Below are 608 nucleotides of genomic sequence, written 5' to 3' on the forward strand. Positions count from 1 at the left end.
CTTGTATGCTCAGCAACTAAGCGCCTGGTCAATATTCAATGCGCGCAGCTGGTCAATATTGAGTGCGCGCCAACACCTGGGCTTGCATTCAGATTAAAACCATTAAGTTGCTCTTTGTTAGCTAATTCGTTAAATTCCGCAGTAAGGGTGTCCGACGCATTAAAAGCGGATATGAGCAAACGATAAGCCTTTGAATTTACGCCTACGCCAGGAGAGTTTACAAAAGATGCAATTATTGCTTTTAATTTATCGTTAAGTGGAGTCATTTTGTACTTTATAAAAATTTATTTAGAAAATAGATCCATGCTATACAAGCAAGCATAATCTTTTCCCTCAGCAGAGATAAGCGTTAAAGTTTCATTCGTGGATTTCTTATATCTAGTTTCAAATATATTATTCCGCTCTGGATGTCCTTTTGAATGAAACTTCCAACCAGCTTTTTCAAGATCTGTCCTAATTTGATTGACATCAATACACAGACTATCTGGAGGAGCTTGTAAGTATCCAAAGGGTGAATACTTCCAAGAAAAATTAAAATATTTAGTTATCGACTTTTCTACATCCATTGATAGAGCAAAATACCAATCACGGCCATCAAGGGCCTCAAT

The 608-nt window shown here is 37.2% G+C and carries 1 protein-coding gene; it reads right to left on the reverse strand.

Features of this window, described 5'->3' with window-relative positions; genetic code table 11:
• Positions 1-284: 284 nt before the first annotated feature.
• Positions 285-608, reverse strand: a 324-nt coding sequence (locus tag QN395_RS21410) for a hypothetical protein (RefSeq protein WP_323493149.1), incomplete at its 5' end; no start/stop codon positions are given.

The organism is Undibacterium sp. RTI2.2, from assembly GCF_035018705.1.
GTDB lineage: Bacteria > Pseudomonadota > Gammaproteobacteria > Burkholderiales > Burkholderiaceae_D > Undibacterium.